The sequence below is a fragment of the Prevotella sp. khp7 genome (assembly GCF_900109055.1).
GTDB lineage: Bacteria > Bacteroidota > Bacteroidia > Bacteroidales > Bacteroidaceae > Prevotella.
The window spans coordinates 743224-761231 of sequence record NZ_FOIV01000003.1; the positions used below are offsets into that span (position 1 = coordinate 743224).

12 protein-coding genes are annotated in these 18008 nt (G+C 47.7%); 11 read left to right on the top strand and 1 reads right to left on the bottom strand.

Features of this window, described 5'->3' with window-relative positions:
* Positions 1-8 precede the first annotated feature (8 nt).
* From panD to BMX82_RS10200, 5 genes are all read left to right on the top strand, one after another.
* On the top strand, positions 9-398 hold the full coding sequence (gene panD, locus BMX82_RS10175) for an aspartate 1-decarboxylase (RefSeq protein ID WP_036910959.1): 390 nt from the start codon (positions 9-11) through the stop codon (positions 396-398).
* A 23-nt stretch (positions 399-421) separates the two neighbouring features.
* Complete coding sequence (gene coaBC / locus BMX82_RS10180) at positions 422-1612, top strand: bifunctional phosphopantothenoylcysteine decarboxylase/phosphopantothenate--cysteine ligase CoaBC (protein WP_091768500.1); 1191 nt, start codon at positions 422-424, stop codon at positions 1610-1612.
* 5 nt (positions 1613-1617) lie between these two features.
* Positions 1618-2376, top strand: a complete 759-nt coding sequence (locus BMX82_RS10185) for a type III pantothenate kinase (RefSeq protein ID WP_091768502.1) — start codon at positions 1618-1620, stop codon at positions 2374-2376.
* 132 nt (positions 2377-2508) lie between these two features.
* Positions 2509-2838 (top strand): outer membrane protein assembly factor BamE domain-containing protein, encoded by a 330-nt coding sequence (gene bamE, locus BMX82_RS10195; RefSeq protein WP_036910956.1) that lies wholly within the window; start codon positions 2509-2511, stop codon positions 2836-2838.
* A gap of 99 nt (positions 2839-2937) precedes the next feature.
* Complete coding sequence (locus BMX82_RS10200) at positions 2938-3708, top strand: Rossmann-like and DUF2520 domain-containing protein (protein WP_091768507.1); 771 nt, start codon at positions 2938-2940, stop codon at positions 3706-3708.
* Here BMX82_RS10200 and BMX82_RS10205 read toward each other — a convergent pair.
* The gene (locus BMX82_RS10205; RefSeq protein WP_091768509.1) at positions 3705-5876 is read right to left on the bottom strand and encodes a Tex family protein; all 2172 of its coding nucleotides are present in this window, start codon (positions 5874-5876) and stop codon (positions 3705-3707) included. The genes BMX82_RS10200 and BMX82_RS10205 overlap by 4 nt on opposite strands.
* Before the next feature lie 87 nt (positions 5877-5963).
* Between BMX82_RS10205 and BMX82_RS10210 the strand changes: the two genes are divergently transcribed.
* The 6 genes from BMX82_RS10210 to BMX82_RS10235 all read left to right on the top strand — a co-directional run bounded on the left by BMX82_RS10210 (position 5964) and on the right by BMX82_RS10235 (position 18003).
* Positions 5964-6584, top strand: a complete 621-nt coding sequence (locus BMX82_RS10210; RefSeq protein ID WP_091768524.1) for a LolA-like protein — start codon at positions 5964-5966, stop codon at positions 6582-6584.
* Entirely contained in the window at positions 6581-8578 is a 1998-nt protein-coding gene (gene abc-f, locus BMX82_RS10215) for a ribosomal protection-like ABC-F family protein (RefSeq protein WP_091768526.1), read from the top strand. Before BMX82_RS10210 ends, abc-f begins: the two co-directional genes overlap by 4 nt.
* A gap of 14 nt (positions 8579-8592) precedes the next feature.
* Positions 8593-10626, top strand: coding sequence for a M13 family metallopeptidase (locus BMX82_RS10220; RefSeq protein WP_091768529.1), 2034 nt, complete (start codon positions 8593-8595; stop codon positions 10624-10626).
* Between the two features lie 122 nt (positions 10627-10748).
* Positions 10749-11687, top strand: coding sequence for a zinc ribbon domain-containing protein (locus BMX82_RS10225; protein ID WP_091768531.1), 939 nt, complete (start codon positions 10749-10751; stop codon positions 11685-11687).
* Positions 11687-14698, top strand: a complete 3012-nt coding sequence (locus tag BMX82_RS10230; protein ID WP_091768532.1) for a serine/threonine protein kinase — start codon at positions 11687-11689, stop codon at positions 14696-14698. The genes BMX82_RS10225 and BMX82_RS10230 overlap by 1 nt, the downstream gene beginning before the upstream one ends.
* Positions 14698-18003, top strand: a complete 3306-nt coding sequence (locus tag BMX82_RS10235) for an AAA family ATPase (RefSeq protein ID WP_091768534.1) — start codon at positions 14698-14700, stop codon at positions 18001-18003. Before BMX82_RS10230 ends, BMX82_RS10235 begins: the two co-directional genes overlap by 1 nt.
* Positions 18004-18008 lie beyond the last annotated feature (5 nt).

Genomic DNA, 18008 nt, shown 5'->3' on the forward strand with positions numbered 1-18008 from the left:
GCTGCGAAATGGAATTGACGCTTCTGAAAGCAAAGATACACCGTGCAACGGTGAAGCAGGCCGACCTTGATTATGTGGGTAGCATCACCATCGACTCAGAACTGTTGGCTGAGTCGGGCATTATGGAATATGAGAAAGTGGCTATTGCCGATATTGACAATGGCAGCCGCTTCGAAACATACGCCATCGCAGGCGAGGCGGGTTCGGGCATCATCTGTCTGAATGGCGCTGCAGCCAAGTGCGTCAACGTAGGCGACAAGGTGATTATCATGGCATACGCCCAGATGACACCAGAGGAGGCACGTGAACACAAACCCGTCGTGCTGTTTGTCGACGAGGACAACAAGATTGTTCGTAAGGCCAACTACGAGAAGCACGGGTTGCTGATTGAACAGTAATAAATAAAAAAGACTAAAGGACTATGCTGACAGGAAAGACCATCGTACTCGGGGTGACGGGAAGCATTGCGGCCTATAAGACAGCCAATCTGGCTTCGATGCTGGTGAAACTGAATGCCGACGTGCATGTGATTATGACTGAGAACGCCACGAAGTTTATCACGCCGATGACCTTTGAGACGCTGACCAGCAACAAGTGCATCGTCGACACCTTCGACCGCAATTTCTCGTTCGACGTGAAGCATGTGTCGCTGGCTAAGCGAGGCGACTTGTTTATGGTGGCTCCCTGTACGGCAAATGTCATCGGTAAGGTGGCTGGCGGCATCTGCGATGATATGCTCACCACTACCATCATGGCCACAAAAGCCCCCGTGCTCTTTGCCCCAGCTATGAATACTGGCATGTGGGAGAATTCTATACTGCAAGACAATCTGCAGAAGCTGAAGCACCATGGCTATCATATCATAGAGCCCGTCGTTGGACGATTGGCCTGTGGCGATACGGGTAGCGGTAAGATGCCTTCGGAAGAGACGCTGCTGGAGCATATCCTATTATATCTGGCGAAGGAGAAAGATTTGCGAGGTAAGCGTATTCTCGTAACGGCAGGTCCTACGCAAGAGGCCATCGATCCTGTGCGCTTCATTACCAACCACTCGTCGGGTAAGATGGGCTACGCCATTGCTAAAATGGCAGTTTTGCGCGGTGCTGAAGTGACGCTTGTTTCGGGGCCTGTGAGCATTCAGCCCTTCGCTGGTATCAACAAGGTCGACGTGAAGAGTGCCCAGCAGATGTTTGAAGCTGTAACCGCCAGAAATGACCAGCAGGATATAATCGTTATGTGCAGTGCTGTAGCCGACTATAAACCTGCTGACTACTCAGAGCAGAAGGTGAAGAAGAGCAGCGGCGACATGGCCATAGCGCTGACTCGTACGCAGGATATTCTGGGCTGGTTGGGTGAGCATAAACGCAAGGGGCAGTTGTTGGTAGGTTTCTCGATGGAGACGGAGAACCTGATAGACAATTCGCGTGCTAAACTCACGAAGAAACATGCCGATATGATTTGTGCCAACTCTATCGCCAGCGAGAAAACGGGGTTCGGCGTTGATACGAATCAGGTGACACTTGTCACATCTGATGGCATTAAGGAACTTCCGTTCTGTTCGAAAGAGAACACTGCCGACCAGATACTCTCACATATCATAACTCTTTCTTAGAAGATATGCGTATTCTCATCGATATCGGCAATTCTACCATTGTCATCGCTTTGGCTGATGAACAGGGTAATATCTCGTCTACTTGGCGATTCAAGACTAAGAAAGAAGAGACTGCTAGTTTTTTCCGCTATGAGCTTCGTCAGGGTCTGCGCAAGTATAACGTAGAGGCGGCTGATATCGAGAATGTTATCATCTCGTCGGTTGTTCCCGAGGTGAACGATGATATTGCTCAGGCCGTGGTCGATCTGACGGGCATACAGCCCCATTTCTTTACTATTGCCGATGCTAAGGAGGTTGTCAGCATCGACGTGGAGTCGCCAGCCCAGTTGGGTAAAGACCGTCTGGCCGATGCCTTAGGAGCCGTTAGTTGTTATGGCGCACCCGCTATCATCATTGATTTTGGTACAGCCACCACCATTGGCGTAGTCGACGAAAACAGGTGCTTCCGTGGCGGACTCATTATTCCTGGTGTTAAGACTTCCCTTAGTGCCCTCAGTACGCGTGCCTCTCAACTGCCTGCCATCACCATCGAAAAACCAGCTCACCTTGTTGGGCGCAATACTCTTGAGTGCATGCAAAGCGGCATTCTCTATGGTACGGCTGCTATGATAGACGGTCTTATCGACAAGCTTCTGCCAACTTTTTGTGTAGAGCCTCATATCGTTGCTACAGGTGGTATGGCTAAAACCATTGTTCCCCATTGCCACCACAATATCATCATCGATCCCTATCTGCTGTTCAAAGGCCTGTTTCAAAGCAAATAGAAGACTTTTCTGCCTACGATGTTGCTCTGTATTTGAATAATGGGGATTTCCCTATCGAATCGTAGGGATTTATCTGCTTGTTTCTTGTTTTCAATATGTATCTTTGCAGTATCTATTTTAAAATTTAGAATTATGAAGAAAATAAGAAATGCGGCTTTAGTAGCCATCGTTGCGTTATCGCTCAGTTCGTGTGCATCAATGTTTTCAACCGTAGCCGATAAAGCTGCCAGCATTGAGTATGGCATGACCAAACAAGAGGTGACGGCCTTGATGGGTAAACCTAGTTATCGCAGGTTTGCCGAGGGACGGGATGAATGGGAGTATCGGTCTCTGCTGAACAATGATGATTACGACGTTGTGGTGTTGACATTTTACAACGGCCGGGTTGTTGCGATGGATTCATTCCGCGAGGTTCGTAAGGTTCATCCGAGGTTGCCCCAGCCTGATTCAAACAAAGAATAAACAGACTTTCCTCGTGCGTTCCACAACGATTTGTGACAATTAGGACAATTGGGACAATAATTTTTTGTACCTTTGCAGCGGATAAAACAGAAATGCATAATGGAGATAGTTATCATTGGTTCGGGCAACCTGGCTACGCAGCTTTCGCTTGCCTTGAGCGAAGCAGGCCACCACATCGGCCAAATATATAGCCGTACAGAGGCACATGCCAGCGAATTGGCGGCAAAGTTAGGGTGCAGGTATACCACCGATATCAGCCAAATAAGCGCTGAGGCCGAAATATACATCATATCGGTTAAGGACGATGCCATTGGAAGTTTGGCTGGGGCGATAGGCAAACGGGTGAAGAATGCTATCGTGGTTCATACGGCGGGCAGCATCGGGATGGATGTTCTAAAAGGTAAGGCATTCCACTATGGAGTGCTCTATCCTATGCAGACATTCTCGAAGAGCCACAGGGTCGGTTTCCGTGAAATCCCTTGTTTTATAGAGGCTTCTGGCTGTGAAGAACTTGCTGTGATTCGTTCACTTGCGGAGAGCGTCTCCGACCACGTGGTGGATTGTGATTCGGCGAAGCGCAAGAAGATGCACTTGGCAGCGGTGCTGGCCTGTAATCTGACAAACCATTGCTATCGTCTGGCAGAGCGTGTACTCGAATCCGAGCAGATTGACTTTTGTCTTTTTTTACCTTTGATAGCTGAAACAGCACGCAAGGTGTCGGTTATGTCGCCTAAGGCGGCGCAGACAGGGCCAATGGTGCGCTATGACCTGAGCGTAATGGAGATGCAGATGGAGATGCTGCCCGACGAGCGTACTCGTGAGATTTATCGTTTGATGGCCGAAAGCATTCACGAAGACTCTAAGTCTTAGATTCCCTTTAAAGAAAGCGAAATGCGCTTGCGGCGACGGTCTACTTCTATGACCCGCACCTTGAGATGCTGATGTAGTTTCACTACGTCAGTAGGGTGGGCTATGCGGCGGTTGGCCATCTGTGAGATATGTATCAGTCCGTCCTGATGGACACCAATGTCGACAAAGGCACCGAAGTTGGTGATGTTGGTCACGATGCCTGGCAGAATCATTCCCTCCACCAAATCGTCGATGGTGTTGACATTCTTGTCGAATTCAAACTCCTCAAGTTGCTCACGCGGATCGCGGCCTGGTTTTTCCAACTCTTTCATGATGTCGGTCAGCGTGGGGATACCCACCTCGGTCGTCACGTAGCGGCGGATATCGATAGCTTCACGCTTCTCTTTATTATTTATAAGGTCGGTCACCGAACAGCCCTGGTCTTTAGCCATCTGTTCTACGATGGCGTAACTTTCGGGATGAACGGCTGAGTTGTCGAGTGGATTCTTTGCACCAGGAATGCGCAGGAAACCTGCACACTGCTGATAGGCAGAGGGACCGAGGCGCGGTACTTTTTTCAGTTGGGCGCGCGAGGTGAAAGCACCATTGTCTTTTCTGAAATCTATAATATTCTTGGCGAGGGTAGGACCAAGCCCGCTCACATACATCAGCAGATGTTGTGAGGCGGTGTTAAGGTTCACCCCTACGAGGTTCACACAACTCTCTACGGTCTGGTCGAGTGAGTGTTTCAGTTTCGTCTGGTCTACATCGTGCTGGTATTGACCTACACCGATGCTCTTAGGGTCAATCTTCACCAGTTCGGCCAGCGGGTCCATCAGTCGACGTCCTATCGAAACGGCACCGCGAACGGTGACATCCTCATCAGGGAATTCATCGCGGGCTATCTTCGAAGCAGAATAAACCGATGCACCATCTTCGCTGACGGTAAAAACCTGCGGTGTTGGCGTCTCGGCATTATTCTTTGCGTTAATGTTGTAGCGGCCTGCGAGCACATCTTTGATGAAATCGTTGGTCTCTCTGCTGGCTGTACCATTACCGATAGAGATGGCTTCTATCTGGTACTTTTGTATCATCTTCAGAACGGCGACGGCCGACTCTGTGCGTTTGTTGATTGGTGGGTGGGGGAATATGGCCTCATGGTGAAGCAAGTTGCCCTGAGCATCCAGACAAACCACCTTGCAACCTGTGCGGAAACCTGGGTCGACCCCCATTACACGCTTCTGCCCCAATGGCGCTCCCAGTAGCAGCTGACGCAGGTTCTCGGCAAACACACGGATAGCTTCATCATCGGCCTTCTCCTTGCTGAGAGTCGAGAACTCGGTCTCGATGGCTGGTTTGAGCAATCGTTTGTAACCGTCGTCGATGGCCTCTGCCACCAGTCGTCCGCAAAGTGTGTTTCCATATACATAATGACGCTTCAGACGTTCTACGGCTTCCTCGTCGTCGGGCGAGATGCTGATGCGGAGAATCCCCTCGTTCTCACCTCGGCGCATAGCCAGCAGTCGGTGGGAAGAACAACGTTTCAATGGCTCCTCCCAGTCGAAATAGTCGCTGTATTTGGCTGCCTCGTCTGTGTCGGCCTTAGCTTTCACAACCTTTGAGGTGATGAAGGCCTGGCGACTGAAGGCGTTGCGGAGTTGCTGGCGCGAACGCTCATCTTCGCTCACGGTCTCGGCAATGATGTCCTGAGCGCCCTTCAAGGCAGAGTCGGTATCCTTGACATCTCCTTTGATGAAGCGCTCTGCAGCTCGTTCAGGATCGCGCTCTCTTTGTAACAGCAGGATCTGAGCCAACGGCTCAAGCCCTTGTTCGCGTGCCACCTGGGCGCGTGTCCGCCGCTTGGGTTTATAGGGCAGATATATATCTTCGAGTTCAGTGGCATTCCAACAGTCGCGGATGCGCTTCTCTAATTCGGCTGTCATCTTGTCGAGGTCGGTGATAGTCTTAACAACGGTGTCCTTACGCTTTTGAATCTCCTGAAGTTTCTCGTAACGGTCGCTGATGGCGGCTATCTGCACTTCGTCGAGTCCGCCCGTTCGCTCCTTGCGATAACGTGAGATGAAAGGAATGGTGCAGCCTTCTTCGAGCAAAGCGAGTGTAGCGGCAACGGCCCGTTCCTGAAGATTCAAGGTGCTGGCAATGAGTTGTGCGAAGATATTCTTTTCCATAAGAGAGTCTATTAAATCGTTAATTTGTGTGCAAAAATAATGAATTTAAATGAGAAATTAGTAATTTTGCAGCTCGAAAACAACAAAATGAAAGTAAAATTAAGAATTCTCTGGTGCCTGATGCTGATAGTATCGTTTCAGGATGTGTGTGCTGAGGAGTCGGCTAATGCACGTCAGGCACGACGCATATTCAATTCGGCATATGCCCAGGTGTTTGGAGAGCAAGGCGCCAGTCTTCACTACGATGTGAACATTACTGGTATCTACAAAACTGACGGCACTATTTGGTATAAGGGCAAGAAGAGTAAGTTTGAGGATGCCAAGATGAACTCGTGGAATGACGGCACGACGGTATATACCATTAAACGCAAAAAACATGAGGTAGAGATACATAGTGCCAAAAATAATAAGTCGGACAAGTATTCTCAGAAATTCAAGTTTGAGCCCGAGAACTACAATTATAGTATTGCAGAGGATCCGGAAGGGTTAATGTTGACTCTCAAGGTGAAGAAAGGAAAGAAGGGCATGAAGGAAATCCATGCGCTGGTAGGACGGAAGGATTATCATCCGATTCGTCTGCGTATCAAGATTGCCTTTATCTGGACGACTATCATGGTTTCGGATTTTAAGTCGGGTGGTATCACAGACGAGATGTTGCGGTTCCCGAGTGAGAAATATAAGAGTTATAAGTTTGTAGATAAGCGATGATTTCGGTAGAAGGACTGAAAGTGGAATTCGGCGTCAAGCCATTGTTCGTTGATGCAAGTTTTGTCATCAACGACCGCGACCGTATTGCCCTTGTGGGTAAGAACGGTGCGGGCAAGTCGACGATGCTGAAGATAATAAGCGGACAACAGAAACCTACGGCAGGTAATATCAGTGTGCCCAACGACTGTAGAATAGGCTACCTGCCTCAGGTGATGATTCTGCAGGACGATACAACGGTGCGCGAGGAAGCACAGAAGGCGTTTGCCGACATCACCAGGATGAAGCAGCGTCTGGATGAGATGAACAGACAGCTGGCTGAACGTACCGACTATGAGAGCGAGAGCTATCTGGCACTGATAGAGAAATATACCACGGAACATGAGTGTTATATGATGATGGGGGCTGAGAGTCGTGAGGCTGAGTTGGAGCGTACGCTCACAGGACTTGGCTTCCTTCGCTCGGATTTCGATCGTCCTACCTCGGAGTTCTCTGGTGGTTGGCGCATGCGTATCGAGCTGGCGAAGATCCTGTTGCAGAAACCCGATGTGCTGTTGCTCGACGAGCCTACCAACCATTTGGATATCGAGTCGATACAATGGCTGGAGCAGTTCTTGTCGCAGTCGTCGAGTGCCGTCGTGCTGGTGAGTCATGATAGGGCCTTTATTAATAATGTATCGAACCGCACACTTGAAATCTCATGTGGTCGTGTGATCGACTATAAAGTGAAATACAACGAGTATGTGGTGCTTCGCAAGGAGCGTCGCGAACAGCAGATCAGAGCCTACGAAAACCAGCAGAAGGAAGTGGCTGAGATGAAAGCCTTCATTGAGCGTTTCCGCTATCAGGCCACGAAAGCTGTACAGGTACAGCAGAAAATCAAACAGCTGGAGAAAATCGTACCTATCGAGATTGACGAAGTCGACAATTCGGCTATGCATCTGAAGTTTCCACCTTGCTTGCGTAGTGGCGACTATCCCGTTATCTGCGACGAAGTGAGAAAAGACTATGGGGCACATACCGTTTTCGATCATGTGTCGCTCACCATCAAGCGGGGCGAGAAAGTTGCTTTCGTGGGTAAGAACGGCGAAGGAAAGTCTACGCTCGTGAAGTGTATCATGGGCGAGATTCCCTATACGGGCGAGCTGAAGATAGGACATAATATCCAGATTGGTTACTTTGCCCAGAATCAGGCTCAGTTGCTTGACGAGAGTCTGACGGTATTTCAAACGATAGATCATGTAGCGAAGGGCGAGATCCGTCTGCGCATCAATGATATCCTTGGCGCCTTCATGTTTGGCGGCGAGGAATCGGATAAGAAAGTAAAAGTGCTTAGCGGTGGCGAACGTAGCCGTTTGGCGATGATTCGTCTGCTTTTGGAACCAGTAAACCTGCTGATTCTCGACGAGCCTACCAACCATCTCGATATGCCTTCTAAGGATGTGTTGAAAGAGGCCATCAAGGCTTTCGATGGTACAGCTATTATCGTGAGTCACGACCGTGAGTTCCTAGATGGTCTGGTAACGAAGGTCTATGAGTTTGGTGACGGTAAGGTGAGGGAACACCTGGGTGGAATCTACGACTTCCTCCGTACCAAGAAAATCAGCGAACTGAACGAGTTGGGCAAGGATTCGAATAGTGCTCAGCAAGGAAACGGCAGTTTTCCTACGGGGAAACCAGCAGTTCCCACCGTGGGAACTCCCAGTTCCCCCCATGGGAACTCTCAGGAAACGATATCCAAAGCCCTCAGTTATGCAGAGCATAAGGAGCGTCAGAAACAGAAGAACCGTGCCGAGAAGGCCGTGAAGGAGTCGGAAAAGAAAATTGAGAAACTGGAACAGAGGCTGAAAGAGCTCGACGACTTGCTGATGGTTCCTGAGAATGCTTCTGATATGACCCTCGTCACAGAGTATACTTCGACAAAGAAATGTCTCGATGAAGAGGTAGAACGCTGGGAGAAACTCAGCGAAACCTTAGAAGAGATAACCCAATATTAACTAACAATAGATTTATGAAAAAAATTGTAACAATGATGGCAATGGCATCAATGTCTTTGATGACAATGGCACAGGCACCGCTCGGATCGGGGTTGAACAAAGCCGATTTCGATACCAGCGCGCGTCCTGGTGATGATTTCTATCAGTATGCATGTGGTGGATGGATGAAGAGTAATCCGCTTCCCGCTGCTTATTCTCGTTATGGCAGCTTCGACCGCCTGCAGGAGGATAACGACAAGCGTATTAACGCTATTCTCGCAGAGCTTCTGAGCAACAGCTACGAAAAGGGAACTATAGAGCAGAAGCTCAGCGACCTTTACAAACTGGCTATGGACTCTACACGCCGTAACAATGAGGGTGTGGCTCCTCTGATGCCGCTGATCAAGAAGCTCGAGGCAGCCAAGACCACCAAGCAGCTGCTCGACATTCAGTTGGAACTGGCTCCCTACGGAGAACAGGAGTTCTTCTTCTGTGGTTTCGGTGCCGATGATAAGAATGCCACACAGAATATTCTGAACGTTTATCAGGGTGGGCTCTCCTTGGGTCAGAAAGAGTACTATCTTGAAAACGATAAGCCTACAGCGGATATCCGTGAAGCTTTTAAGAAGCACATTGTCAAGATGTTCCAGCTTTTTGGCTTTAGTAAGAGTGCAGCTACCAAGAAGATGCAGAATGTCATGAAGGTTGAGACAGAGTTGGCCAAGGTAAGCAAGAGCCGCACAGAACTGCGCGATCCTGAGGCTAACTACAACAAGATGACACTGAAAGAGTTTGAAACCAAGTATCCTAATCTTCCTCTGGTGAAGGTGATGAGCGCTCAGGGGATAGACGCTAAGTATCTGCAAGAGATGGTTGTGGGACAGCCTGCTTTCCTTGAGGGTGCCAACAAACTTGTTGGTTCTATCAAACCTGCTGAATATCGTGACGTGATGGAGTGGGGACTCATCTCTGAAGCTGCCAATTATTTGAGCGATGCTACTGTAGCTGAGAGTTTCGACTTCAACGGTAAGATTCGTTCAGGTCGTAAGGAAAACCACCCGCTTTGGAAACGCAGTACTTCTCAGGTAGAACGTGTGATGGGTGAAGCGCTGGGTAAGATTTACTCAGAGAAATACTTCCCTGAGGCAGCTAAGAAGCGTATGGTGACCTTAGTGAAGAATCTTCAGATAGCCCTTGGAGAGCGCATCGCTGCTCAGGACTGGATGGACGATTCCACCAAGGTGAATGCCCTGCTGAAGTTGAATTCATTTTATGTAAAAGTTGGTTATCCAGACAAATGGACAGACCTCTCGAAACTAGAGATTGATCCTGCAAAATCTTATTACGAAAACATGCAGGCGTGTGCCAAGTTCTGGAATGAGTGGAGTATCAATCATCGTGTAGGAAAACCTGTAGACCGTGATGACTGGCATATGACGCCTCAGACGGTAAATGCCTACTATAATCCTACCACCAACGAGATCTGTTTCCCTGCAGGAATTCTTCAGTATCCTTTCTTCGATATGAATGCAGACGATGCGTTTAACTATGGTGCTATCGGTGTAGTGATTGGTCATGAGATGACTCACGGATTCGATGATCAGGGCCGTCGTTTCGATAAGGATGGAAACATGCACGACTGGTGGACGGAGAGTGATGGAAAGAATTTTACAGAACGTACTGATAAGTATGCTGATTTCTTCTCTAAGATTGAAGTGCTGCCAGGCTTGTTTGGCAACGGACGTCTGACGCTGGGTGAGAATCTGGCCGATCATGGCGGTCTGCAGGTTGCTTGGGCAGCCTATAAAAATGCTACAAAGCGTGAACCTCTGGAAGAGAAAGAAGGCCTGACAGCCGATCAGCGTTTCTTCCACGCCTATGCTGGCGTGTGGGCTGGTAATATTACCGACGAGGAAATCCGTAACCGTACGAAGAGTGATCCTCACTCATTGGGACGCTGGCGTGTAAACGGGGCTCTTCCCCATATCGATGCATGGTATGAAGCCTTCGATGTAAAAGAAGGTGATAAAATGTTTATCCCTAAGTCGGAGCGCTTGGAATTGTGGTAATTTAACGTTTAAAACGATAAAAATGCCGTCGTAAATGTAAATTTACGGCGGTTTTTTTTGTTTATTAAGTTTTTTTGTTTACTTTTGCACCTAGCTTTTGCAGATAAATCACATGTTTAATTATGTTTGATGATATTACACAAAACCCAGAACTAACAAACCGTGGCTCTCAGCAGCTCCAGCGAGAGGAGTTGGCCAGAGAATATACGGAAGAACCTTTGACCCAACAAGCCGTGCAGATGAATACTGCCAATGGCGTTCAGTGCCCGCATTGTGGTACTATCAATGAACCTGAAGCTCTTTTTTGTGCATCTTGCGGAAATCCAATCGGTAAGTCCACTTGCCCGAATTGCGGTGCCCCCGTTGATCCTGACGCTGATTTCTGTGAAACCTGCCGACACTATATCCGAACAGATGTCTGCTCCTTCTGTGGCGCCCCTCTTACAGGTCAGGAGGCTTTCTGTCCTGAATGTGGTAGCCCTCGCGGTGGCATTGTTTGTCCTGTTTGCCGTACGCTGAATGATTTCTCTTTCTGTAGACAGTGTGGCACGCCATTGACAGAAGAGGCTCGCCAGATGATGGAGAAAGTCAGAGAAATGCCGGAGTATAAGGAAATGCAACGTCTGGCTAATGAAATCCAACAGATGGAGATGACACCTCCCTACAGCTCTGAGCGTGATGTACTTCGTGACCAGAAGAACAGCAAACTGCGTGAACGTGTCTTGAAACTTCTGGCTGAAGACAGAGGGATTGCAAATCTTGTTATTCCAGAACCGCGGCATAAACGTATGGGACAGGGCGAATATGAAGCCCAAAAGCAAGAGCGCCTTAATAGACTTGCTGAGATTCTTGAGCAGATGGCACAGCCACCTCAGCCAAAACCAGCCCAAGTGCGCAATTATGCAATGGCCTGTAAGCCTCAGGGCATGCGATTGGCTTGGGAGTGTAATTTCAAACATGCCCTTCATTCCAGTCCTTGCGGATGTGCAAAACCGCAAATGGGCGGTAAGTGGATTATCTTGGGTAAGAATACGAGACAAGAAATAAAAGACGATATCTGATGAGTACGGAGAGAACTATACGTCCAGAGAACCTTGACAGTACTGTACGATCAACAGATATTGGTGGTACTGTCCGCCCTGCAAGTCTTGACGGGACTATCCGTGTGACAAACACTGTGGCTCCCTCATTAGGCTTAGACGGAACGGTTAGGGCTGATAACATGTATATACAACAGGAAGATATCAATGACAATAGCTTCTTGCTGAAAGGTGTTAAATACAGAAATCTGCAGTGCTTGAGCGATAACTCCGGTGAGGCTCAGGTATTCCTTGTTGAGAAAGACGGTGAGGAATATGTGCTGAAGATTTACTATCCCAATTTCAATGTCAACAAGAATATTCTTCGGGCCGTACTGAACTTCGACTTCGAAATGATCGTCCGAGTGTTCGACTATGGTAAAACCTATGTTGACGGCAAGCATCGCTATTATGAGTTGATGGAATACTTGCGTGGCGGCACTTTGTCAGAATACAAGTTGGGAGGCGATGTCGACAAGTTCCGCCGCATAGCGTTGCAGGGTGCTGCAGCACTGGCTTATTGTCATGAATGCAACATTCTGCATAAAGACATCAAGCCCAGCAACTTCTTCTTCCGGGATAAAGAGCATACAGAGCTGGTTCTGGGCGACTTTGGTATCTCCAGCATGTTAGAGAAAGACGGAAAGGCATATAAGACGACACAGGCCCGTACACCAATTTATGCAGCTCCCGAGATGTACACTGATGTGATAGATGGTGTTGTGGAGATATCTCCTGCAGCAGATTTCTATTCTTTAGGTATGTGCTTGATGGCGCTCTGGTTGGGTGGGAACCCGATGAGCTCAAACGAGCGTGTGATGATGCGTCAGAAAAGCGAAGGCCGCTTGCCGCATATCAATGAGTTGCCTGAACGTGTCAGAATGATTGTCCAAGGACTGACGGTAGTCAATCCGATTAACCGTTGGGGCTACGAACAAGTAGAAGAGTGGTTTGAAGGTGGAAGTCCTAAAGTCGATCTCTCATCGCCATTCCTGAAATATAAGAGTTTTGTCGTAGATCCAGATAAGAACTTGGTTGCAGATAATATACATGAACTGGTGCCGATGCTTCTTGAGAATGAGAAGTTGGCTATTGGCTATCTGTATAATGGAAAGATTGGCTCGTGGTTAGAGTCATGTGGCAACGAGAAACTCAGCACGATTGTCAGGGATATCGTCGTAAACCGTTATCCGGTTGATCAGCGTGCAGGTCTGATGTCGGCGATATATATGATGGAGCCTACTTATCCTTATAAGGATGTGAAGGGTAATCTCTGTGACGATGTACACAGCGTTGCCATCTCACTTTTGAGCTATCAGAAAGAATATGGCGTGCTGCTTTCTAATCCAAAAGATCCTCTCTTCCTTTATCTGGAGTCGCATACCAAATGTGATGTAGACCGTATCCGTTCTTATTTCACCAGTCAGAATCCGAAGAGCGTTCATGTGGCTATTATGCGAACGGTCTTTGAGATAGACCCGGAGATACCGTTGATGGCTAAATATCCGTCATCTACTATCAGGGAGATTGTTAAGACCTTCGGACGCGAGACTCTGACGGAAGACGACTGGCATAGCCTGACTGACGGTCGCCTGCTCTCATGGATGTACAGTCATGAGGATCATATGGCCTGCGAGAGTCTGCGCATTATGACTCAGGACCAGCCATATTCTTCAGCCTTAGCCTATAAGGTGCTTTATAATCTTGATCGTGAGTCTGCGTATGATCTTAAGGGTGCATTTACCCCGATGCAAGTGGGCGAGCTGTTGCGTGAACGCCTGAAGAATGCCCAATACCTTAGCGACAAGGAGTTCCAAGACGAGATGAAGGATATGACGGAGATCGGTGGCCGATTCTCATATTATGCCCAGCTCCATGGATGGACCGAGATGTATAATGAGCACAATCGCTGTTTCGATTTCAAGAGCGAAGAGAACCGTGAACGTTTGGGCGCTTATGATGTTAAGACTGCGTTATACCGTTTCTGCCGTGTTCTTGGTGTAACACCGACTTATCTGATGCCCGACGGGACGGAGTTGGTTGATGGTAGGAGTATCGATTTGCTTAACAATACGTCACTGTTCCGTAATGAAATCCGTAATGGCTCTTTTGCCCAATGGATGGCTGTATTCTATCATGAAGATCCATTTGGTGAATTCTCAGAAGAATATGCCTATGAGCATACATTAGAGGAGTGGTTGATGACTCTTGGGAAAATAGATGCCTCACAGCCTTATTATAAGCGTTTCGTTAATGCAAGAGAGGAAACGTCGAACAGAATAAAAGATGTGCGCGATAATTGGGTACGTGCCAAAGCCAGAGAGAGTATATGGCGTACAACATTCTATGCACTCTGTGGTCTGTGGCTACTTCTTATTCTGATATTCGGCGTTAAGCATACCGATTACCTCCTGGCCCATTCATTCCTTTGCATTGGTCTTCCTTTGGGAGGAATGACGGCCGTTATAGTTGGAACGCGAGCCTACTTCAGAGGCTATGATTTCGTCTTCTCGTGTCTTTGGGGTATGTTAGGCGCTTTGTCCTCGTTCATACCTATTATTATATTGAAATATATGAGCCAGTCGCATCCTGGCTATTTCAATCTGGCTATTGTTGTCATTACGCTTGTGTATATTCTCGTCTGTCATCTGACAGACTTCCGTGGCGATCAGAATGCGGATAATAAGTTGATTACAGAGGTATTGGATGATGATATTAAGTCTACGCTGTTGGAGCCTTTGTATTATACCTTTAAGACCAAGTCGTATAGGTTCAAGGGTTCTAAGTTCGGTTTATTGAACGATGTGACCGATCAGGTTAGATCTATCAGTGGTGAAAGTGTGCTCCATTATATCCTGTGGAGTCTGCTGGCGCTGATATTCGTTATAGACTTCATAGTATTCAGCCCGAGTCTTATGAACGTCAAAAATCCTGGCGACATAACGATTAGTGCCTCTAAGATTATCAAGCAATTAGAAAGAGACGTAGAATAATGGTTTGTCAGAATTGTCATAAAGAAAATAGAAGTGTAGCTAAGTTCTGCAAGTGGTGCGGCCAGCCACTTGTAAGCCAAGACTTGCTTGATAAGCTGGTAGGGCTCGATGACGTGAAGCAGCAGCTTAAGACCATTGTCGATACTTATACCTATTTGCGCTCTCGCAAGGATATAGCCAATGTGCGTATTTCAGTAAATGCTATTGTAATAGGTGAGACGGGTACGGGAAAAACGGCCTTGGCAGATATTCTTCGTGACTATTTTTATCAGCATAAGATTATCGAGAAACCTAAGCTGACGATGGTAGATGCCGTTGACTATCAGCGCTTTGTTGATAAGTGGGACGAGAATATTAAGAAGGCCAAGAATGGCATTCTGTTCTTTGACAACGTGCAGAAACTGTTGCCTGATAAGTACTCCAATCAAGTGAATCCGCTCGACAAACTGTTTGTTGAGATGGACAAGTGGGATGATAATCCCATCGTAATTATTTCCGGTCTGACAAAGGGACTGGAAGATTTTCTTGAGAGCAATCCGGCTGTTGCCAACCGCTTTAAATATACGTTCCGCATGCCAACGCCTGGTTATCAGGAATTGACTGATATCTGTAAGCTCAATCTGCGTTTGAAGTATGGTATTACAGAATTCTCTGCTGAGGCCGAGAACCAGTTGATGCGTTTCTTCAAGTATCAAGTGAAGATTAAGGATGAGACATTCGGAAACGGTCATCTGGCAACAAAAACATCAGAAGACATCTTCACACAGTTTATCAGTCGTGGTGCTGATGCCAAACAAGTGGAGAAAGACGATATCAAGGGCTATGTGCCAGAGGAGCGTACCGTTGAGGATATACTGAAGGATCTCGACTCGTTCATTGGAATGGATGAGGTGAAAAGTGCTGTTAAGGAGATGGCTTACTCTGTGCAGAATGCCATGCAGCGTGCAGAGCGCGGACTGGGAGAACAGGAAAAAATGTCGATGCATATCATCCTTACAGGTAATCCTGGAACGGGCAAGACGACCATAGCCCGTAAGTTGGGTGAGATTCTGGCTGCTATTGGCTATCTTGACAGCGGACATGTTGTCGAGGTTGACCGTGCCAAGATGGTAAGTCCTTATCAAGGAGAGACCCCCAAGGTTGTAGACCGTCTTTGCGATAAAGCCAAGGGAGGCATCCTTTTTGTTGATGAGGCTTATACGTTGGCCCCTCTTAGTGCTTCTGGCGACCGTGATAATCAGGGTGCTCAGGCATTAGAGAAACTGATGAAACGTATGGAGGACGATCGCGGTCAGTTTATAGTTATTGCCGCGGGCTATCGTACAGAGATGGAGAATCTTTTCCGTGTAAATCCTGGTTTCCGTAGTCGTTTCAATTATTTCCTCGATATCAAAGATTACTCGCCTGAGCAACTGTTCGAGATTATGCAAGTATTTGCTAAGGCGAAGAAGTATATATTCTCACCAGAGGCAGAGGAACTGACACGTAAGATGATTACGGAAATGTACAACTCCCGTGACAAGGACTTTGCCAATGGTCGTACGATGCGTACTCTGTTCGATCAGATATGTAAGAAGCAAGCCCAGCGTCTTCAGAATGTAGACATCTCGTCGATGACTAATGAGGAACTGATGACCATTAACAAGGAGGATGTTCCTTATGAGGCTCCGCAGTCTGTGAATGTTGAAGACTGCCTGAAGAAACTTGACGGTTTGGTAGGACTGACATCAGTGAAGAAGGAGATTTCCAATCTGACGGCATTCCTCAATTTACAGATAAAACGTGGGGAGACACAGACATTCCAAGGCAAACATTACGTCTTTACTGGTAATCCTGGCACAGGTAAGACTACCGTAGCACGTATTATGGCAGATATCTTCAAGACCTTAGGTGTCGTTGCCCGTGGTCAGCTGGTTGAGGCCGATCGTGCGAAACTTGTTGCTGGCTATTCGGGACAAACTGCTATCAAGACTAATCAGTTGGTAGATCAGGCTCTTGGCGGTGTTCTGTTCATCGATGAAGCTTATACATTGAAGTCGAATGATGGTGATACCTTCGGGTCTGAGGCTATCGACACGTTGTTGAAGCGTCTGGAGGATGACCGCGGGAAGTTCATCTGTATCGTAGCAGGCTATACAGATCAGATGCACGACTTCATAGACACGAATCCAGGTCTTAAGAGTCGTTTCACACAGACCATCCATTTCGATGACTATACACCCGACGAGTTGACTGAGATATTCCTGCATTTGGCAGATGGCAAGAACTTCACGATTGACGATGATACCCGTGCAGCTATTCACCGTCAGTTCGAACAACTATATCTGCGTCGTGATAAGAACTTCGGCAATGCCCGTGAGGCACGTCGTATATTCAACGAGGCTGTAGAGCGTCAGAGTCAGCGTCTTGTCAAGTTAATGAATGATCCGGGCTTCCAAGAGACGGATATGTATAGTCTGACAAAGGACGACCTGCCAATGGCCCAGACTGAAGCTGTACGTCCACTGGATGAAGTGCTCAACGAACTCGATGAGTTTATCGGCATGCGTTCTGTTAAGAACTCTATTCGTCGTCTTGCAGTACAGAGCATGTTTATGAAGCAGCGTGCAGCGATGGGCGCAGGAAAAGTCCAACAGATGTCAATGAACTTTATTCTGACTGGTAACCCTGGCACGGGTAAGACATCCATAGCTCGTAAGATGGGAGAAATTCTCCAGTCGATGGACATTCTTCCTACATCCCGTGTGGTTGAAGCCAGTCGAGCAACCTTAGTTGGTAAGTATATGGGCGAGACGCCAAAGATTGTCAACAATATGTGTGATAAGGCAATGGGCGGAATCCTCTTTATCGATGAGGCTTATACACTGAGTGACGGGGGCGACCAATACGGCAAAGAGGCCATCGATACGCTGATGAAACGTATGGAAGACGACCGAGGTAAGTTTGTGGTCATAGCTGCCGGTTATAAGGATAAGATGGATGAGTTCCTGGCCATGAACGCAGGTCTGGCCAGTCGCTTTACCCATAAGTTGCACATCGAGGACTATAATGAAGACGAATTGCTGGCCATCTTTAAGCATATGGCCCAGAAAGAGCAATACACACTCTCACCAGAAGCAGAGTACAAGGCGCTTGATACTATCTATAAGATGGTACTCGCCAAGAATGATTCATGGGGTAATGCCCGTGAGATGCGTAACTTGCTCGACGTAACCATTCAGAAACTCTCGGAACGTGTGTCTCACATGCCGCCAGAGGAAGTTACAAAAGAAACATACCAGATAGTATTACCAGAAGATTTATAAATAAT